The sequence below is a fragment of the Stenotrophomonas sp. 05L44_2 genome, assembly GCF_056665995.1.
In genome coordinates this window covers 1-4,876 of the sequence record NZ_JBFTNR010000461.1, presented here as the reverse complement: position 1 = coordinate 4,876, position 4,876 = coordinate 1, and the positions used below count along the sequence as shown (strand labels likewise).

Annotated in this window: 3 protein-coding genes and 1 pseudogene; 1 reads left to right on the top strand and 3 read right to left on the bottom strand. The window is 66.9% G+C overall.

Annotated features, from left to right (window positions below):
* The 3 genes and pseudogenes from ileS to murJ all read right to left on the bottom strand — a co-directional run.
* The coding region (ileS, locus tag AC1VAN_RS15605) for an isoleucine--tRNA ligase (RefSeq protein ID WP_480986143.1) at positions 1-1,955 on the bottom strand (1,955 nt) is incomplete at its 3' end.
* The gene (locus AC1VAN_RS15600; protein ID WP_025873849.1) at positions 1,952-2,899 is read right to left on the bottom strand and encodes a bifunctional riboflavin kinase/FAD synthetase; all 948 of its coding nucleotides are present in this window, start codon (positions 2,897-2,899) and stop codon (positions 1,952-1,954) included. The genes ileS and AC1VAN_RS15600, both read right to left, overlap by 4 nt.
* Before the next feature lie 75 nt (positions 2,900-2,974).
* Positions 2,975-4,403, bottom strand: a pseudogene (gene murJ, locus AC1VAN_RS15595) (murein biosynthesis integral membrane protein MurJ).
* Between the two features lie 116 nt (positions 4,404-4,519).
* On the opposite strand from murJ, the gene rpsT reads away from it, so the two are divergent.
* On the top strand, positions 4,520-4,789 hold the full coding sequence (gene rpsT, locus AC1VAN_RS15590; protein ID WP_025873851.1) for a 30S ribosomal protein S20: 270 nt from the start codon (positions 4,520-4,522) through the stop codon (positions 4,787-4,789).
* Positions 4,790-4,876 lie beyond the last annotated feature (87 nt).

The following is a 4,876-nucleotide window of genomic DNA, read 5'->3' as shown; positions in this document are numbered from 1 at the left end:
TTGCTGTAGTCGGCCGAGGCGATCCACAGGCGCAGGATGTCCGCGCCCAGCTTGTTCATGATTTCCTGCGGCTCGATGCCGTTGCCCAGCGACTTGGACATCTTGCGGCCGTGCTCGTCCACGGTGAACCCGTGGGTGAGGCACTGCTTGTACGGCGCGCGCTTGTCGATGGCCACGCCGGTCAGCAGCGAGGACTGGAACCAGCCGCGATGCTGGTCCGAACCTTCCAGGTACAGGTCGGCCGGCTTGCCGAAGCCACGGGCAGCCAGCACCGCTTCGTGGGTCACGCCCGAGTCGAACCAGACATCAAGGATGTCGGTGACCTTCTCGTAGTCGGCCGCTTCAGCGCCCAGCAGTTCGGCCGCGTCCAGCGAATACCACACGTCGATGCCTTCAGCCTGCACGCGGTCGGCCACCTGCTGCATCAGCTCCACCGAACGCGGGTGGATCTCGCCGGTCTGGCGATGGGTGAACAGTGCAATCGGAACGCCCCACGTGCGCTGGCGCGAGATGGTCCAGTCCGGGCGGCCGTCGACCATGCTCTGGATGCGCGCCTTGCCCCACGTCGGGAACCAGCCGACGGTATCGATGGCGGCCAGCGCATCGCTGCGCAGGTTGGCCTTGTCCATCGAGATGAACCACTGCGGGGTGGCGCGGAACACCACCGGCGTCTTGTGCCGCCAGCAGTGCGGGTAGCTGTGGCGGATCTCGACGAAGGCCAGCAGCGCGCCGCTGTCGCGCAGCACCTGCACGATCGCCTCCTGCGCCTTCCACAGGTGCTGGCCCGCCAGCACCACCTCGCCTGCCGGCGGCGTCGATTCCAGGTAGACGCCACGGCCGTCAACCGGGGTCACCTGGCCGGCGTTGTACTTGTCCAGCAGGCCGTACTKCTGGCTGACCACGWAGTCTTCCTGGCCGTGGCCSGGGGCGGTRTGCACCGCACCGGTACCGTCCTCGTCGGACACGTGTTCGCCGTTGAGCACGAGGATCTCGCGCTCCGGGTAGAACGGATGGATCAGCAGCTGGTTTTCCAGCGCCGAACCTTCGGCCTCACCGTGCAGCACCACCGCGTCCACGCCGTAGCGCTGCAGCGAGCGCTCGGCCAGTGCAGCGGCCAGCACCAGCCAACGGCGCTTGCCGTTGTGCGCCGGGCCTTCGGCCAGCACGTAGCGGATGTCCGCGCCCAGCGATACCGCCAGCGAGGCCGGCAGCGTCCACGGGGTGGTGGTCCAGATCGGCACGGCCACTTCCACGTCGGCCGGCACGCTTACGCCGAACGCCTGCGCCACGGCCTGCGCATCGCGCGCGGTGTAGGCCACGTCGATCGCCGGCGAGGTCTTTTCCTGGTATTCGATCTCGGCCTCGGCCAACGCCGAACCGCAATCGAAGCACCAGTACACCGGCTTGGCGCCGCGCAGCAGGTGGCCGTTGGCGATGACCTTGGACAGCGCGCGGATCTCGTTGGCCTCGAAATCGAAGCTCAGGGTCTTGTACGGGTTGTCCCAGTCGCCGGTGACGCCCAGGCGCTTGAAGTCGGCGCGCTGGATGTCGATCTGCTCCTCGGCGAACTCGCGGCACTTCTGCCGGAACGCGACCGCATCGAGCTTCACCCCGACCTTGCCCCACTTCTTTTCCACCGCGATTTCGATCGGCAGGCCATGGCAGTCCCAGCCCGGCACATAGGGCGCATCGAAGCCGGCCAGGTAGCGCGACTTGACGATGATGTCCTTGAGGATCTTGTTGACCGCATGGCCCAGGTGGATGCGCGCATTGGCGTACGGCGGGCCGTCATGCAGCACGAACAGCGGGCGGCCGGCGGCGTTGTCGCGCAGCTGCTGGTAGAGCCCCTGCTCTTCCCAGCGCGCCAGAATGCCCGGCTCGCGCTTGGGCAGGTCGCCGCGCATCGGGAATTCGGTGGCCGGCAGGTTGAGGGTGGTCTTGTAGTCCTGGCTCACGCAGTGGCTCGCAATCTATGTTCGGAAAGGATGGCACGCGCCTGTTCGGCGTCGCGGTGCATCTGGTCGGTCAGCGCCGCCAGATCGTTGAATTTCTCTTCGTCACGCAGTTTGGCAACGAATTCGACTTCGATGTGACGCCCGTACAGGTCGCCCTGGAAATCAAACAGGTGCGCCTCCAGCAGCGGCTCCACGCCGTCCACGGTCGGCCGGGTACCGAAACTGGACACCGACGGCCACGGCTGGTCGAACACCCCGTGCACCCAGGTCGCGTAGATGCCCGACAGTGCCGGGGTCTTCGGGAAACGCAGGTTGGCGGTGGGGAAGCCCAGCGTACGGCCGAGCTGGCGCCCGCGCACGACCCGCCCGCTGATCGAGTACGGGCGACCGAGCAGGTCGCCGACGCGGGCGAAGTCGCCTTCCTGCAGCAGCTGGCGGATACGGGTGCTGGAGATGCGGTCACCATGCAGGTCGACCGCTTCAATCTCGCCGGCGCTGAAACCGAGCTCGGCGCCCAGCGCCTGCAGCAGGGCCAGATCGCCACGGCGACGGTTGCCGAAACAGAACTCCGGCCCGATCCACACCTCGCGGGCGTTCAGGCGCTGCGCCAGCAGCTGGCGCACGAAGGTTTCGGCGGGCATCGCCGCCATCGCCGCGTCGAAGCGCAGCAGGCCGATCGCATCAACGCCCAGTTCGTGCAGGATCTCGACCTTGCTGCGTGCCAGGGTCAACCGCGGCGGCGGCGTACCCTGGGCGAAGAACTCACGCGGCAAGGGCTCGAAGGCCACCGCCACCGCAGCCACACCCAAGGCGCGCGCACGCGCGACCGCGTGCCGCACCAGCGCACGATGGCCCAGGTGGAGGCCGTCGAATGCACCGATGCAGACCACGCTTCCGTTGGGGAACAGCTCCCCGCCCTCGACGCTTCTGAACAGCCTGCTCATCAACTCTCGTTCCGGCCGGCCGAAGCCCGCCCCTTCAATGGTGTAACCCTGAAGTATAGCCGCCGGGAGCCACGATCAATGCCCACGCAGGTCGCGCGGACGGAAGCCCATCGCCACCATCGCAAGCAGATAGGTCAGCCCGCCACCGCCGACCAGCAGGCCGAGCGCGCCGATCCGTTCCCACACGCCCATCGACGAGAAGCCCGGCAGCCAGTACAGCAGGGCCAGCAGCACGCCGACCATCGCCGTGCACGCCAGCAGCAGGCGCAGCAGGTAGCCACCCCAGCCCGGACGCCGCTGGTAGACATCGGTCTTGCCCAGCCAGTACCAGAGCAGCCCCAGGTTCAGGTAACTGGACAGCGCGCTGGCGATGCCCAGCGCCAGGTGCAGGCACCTTCAGCAGCGCGAACGCCGGCAGGCCGAAGCTCAGGCCGTACACCGACAGCGCCGTCATGCGGGTGTCGAAGGCGGTGAACTGGCCGTGCTGGAAGATCGTGGAGATCAGCGGTTCGGCCAGCAGCAGCAGGCCCAGCATGGCCGGCACCGAGATCAGCAGGGTCATGCGCAGGCCCCAGTCCAGCGAGCGCGAGAAGCCTTCGCGGTCGGTGCTGACGTGGTGCCGGGCCAGCGCCGGCAGGATCACCGTGCCCAGGGCCACGCCGAACACGCCCAGCGGCAGTTCCAGGAAGCGATCGGCCAGCGACAGCCAGGACTGCGAGCCATCGGTCAGCTTGGCGGCGATGACGGTGTCCAGCAGCAGGTTGATCTGCGCCACCGACGAGCCGAACAGGGTCGGCACCATCAGCGTCATCACCTTGCGCACGCCCGGATGGTTCCAGCCCCAGCGCGGCAGGGTCAGCAGGTCGATGCCCTTCAACGAAGGCAGCTGGAACAGCAGCTGCAGCAGGCCGGCGGCCAGCACCGCCCAGCCGAGGGCGAGGATCTGCTTTTCCGGTGTGCCACCCAACCGCGGCGCCAGCCACAGCGCGCCGGCGATCATGCACAGGTTGAGGATGACCGGCGTCAGCGCCGGCATCGCGAAGCGCTGGAAACTGTTCAGCGCACCGCCGGCCAGGGCGGTCAGCGAGACGAACAGCAGGAACGGGAAGGTCAGGCGGAACAGGTCTATCAGCAGGCCCTGCTTGGCCGGGTCGGTGTCCACCCCACTGGAGAAGACCGACGCCAGCTGCGGCGCGAAGATCAGCGCCAGCGCGGTGACCAGCATCAGCACGCCGCCCAGGGTGCCGGCGGTGCGGGCCATCAGTTCACGCAGCTCGGCGTGGCTGCGGGTYTCCTTCACCTCGGTGAACACCGGCACGAATGCGGTGGCAAAGGAACCCTCGGCGAACAGCCGGCGCAGGAAATTGGGTATCCTGAAGGCGACCCAGAAAGCATCGGTGATGGCGTTGGTGCCGAAGGTCGAGGTCACTACCTGGTCCCGGACCAGGCCGAGAACCCGCGAGACCATGGTCATGCTGCTGAACGACAGCAGGCCCCGCAACATCTTGGGTGAACTCACTCAACGTCCCTCTTGACAATCGACTTGACGTACATTTCTTACGCCATCATACTAGCTAGCTTGCTGTTCCCATAACACCGATTTTTCAGGAAACCACCACCGTGGCCAATATCAAGTCCGCCAAGAAGCGCGCCAAGCAGACCGTCGTGCGCAACGCGCGCAACGTGGCTCAGCGCTCGATGCTGCGCACCGCTGTCAAGAAAGTGATCAAGGCGCTGGACGCCAACGATGCCGCCGGCGCTCAAGCCGCCTTCGCCGTTGCCCAGCCGATCCTGGATCGTTTCAGCGCGCGTGGCCTGATCCACAAGAACAAGGCTGCTCGCCACAAGAGCCGCCTGAACGACCGCATCAAGGCCCTCCAGGCCGCCTGATCCGGTTGGTTGCTGGAGCCCCGGCTCCGGCAGCACGCAAAAGCCCGGCCTCGGCCGGGTTTTTTGTTGCCTGCAATCTGGTAGTGC